This window comes from Vibrio sp. 2132-1, from assembly GCF_033344315.1.
The window spans coordinates 1-716 of record NZ_JAWPON010000313.1; the positions used below are offsets into that span (position 1 = coordinate 1).

Sequence of the window (716 nt, forward strand, 5' to 3'; positions counted from 1 at the left end):
CTACTAGAACAATCGGTTCAGCCCATTCAATGCCGCTACACGATAGGCTTCGGCCATGGTCGGGTAGTTGAAGGTAGTATTCACGAAATATTCAATCGTATTGGCTTGGCCTTTCTGTTCCATGATGGCTTGACCAATGTGGATGATTTCCGCTGCACGTTCACCAAAGCAGTGAATGCCGAGAATTTCCTTGGTTTCACGATGGAACAAAATCTTCAAACTGCCAACATCTTTGCCTGCAATTTGCGCCCGAGCCAGATGTTTGAATGAAGAGCGACCGACTTCGTAAGGTACTTTCGCCGCCGTCAGTTCTTGTTCTGTTTTACCAACAGAGCTGATTTCTGGAATGGTGTAGATGCCTGTTGGGATGTCTTCAATCAGATAGTTTTCAGCCTGACCTTTGGTGATCGCTTGTGCGACAAAGCGTCCTTGGTCGTAGGCTGCGCTCGCAAGGCTAGGGTAACCAATCACATCACCCACTGCGTAAATGTGCTCAACCGCCGTTTGGTAGTTGCGGTTCACTTTAAGCTGGCCGCGAGAATCCGATTCTAGACCGACGACATCCAAACTGAGTTTGTCGGTGTTACCGGTTCTGCCGTTCGCATACAGCAAACAATCGGCGCGCATTTTCTTGCCTGACTGCAGGTGAATAATGACGCCATCTTCTGTGCCTTCGATTTTCTCGTAGGTTTCGTCGTTACGAATGACAACGCCAC

Annotated in this window: 1 protein-coding gene; it reads right to left on the reverse strand. The window is 48.9% G+C overall.

What is annotated here, in order from left to right:
- Positions 1-3 precede the first annotated feature (3 nt).
- On the reverse strand, positions 4-716 hold a 713-nt coding region (locus R8N47_RS25135; RefSeq protein WP_318186094.1), incomplete at its 5' end, for an FAD-dependent oxidoreductase.